Annotated in this window: 1 protein-coding gene; it reads left to right on the forward strand. The window is 67.7% G+C overall.

The genetic code is table 11. The features are described 5' to 3' along the window. A partial coding sequence (locus ACR9ZK_RS22325) for a glycosyltransferase (RefSeq protein ID WP_481344123.1) occupies positions 1 to 263 on the forward strand: 263 nt, incomplete at both ends.

The raw sequence follows: 263 nt of genomic DNA on the forward strand, positions 1-263 counted from the left end.
GCGTACAGCCGCGCCACGGTGTTCGCGATGCCGTCGATCGCCGAGCTGCAGTTCATCGCCACCATGGAGGCCATGGCCTCCGCCCTCCCGGTCGTTGCGGCTGACGCGATGGCCCTGCCGCACCTCGTGCACGACGGCGAGAACGGCTACCTCTTCGAACCGGGCAACTCCGACGACCTCGCCGACAAGCTGCGCCGCGTCCTGACGGCATCCCCGGAGGAGTACCTGCGGATGCAGCAGGCATCGCTCTGTCTCTCATACAC

The organism is Monashia sp. HAY1-5C (assembly GCF_056755255.1).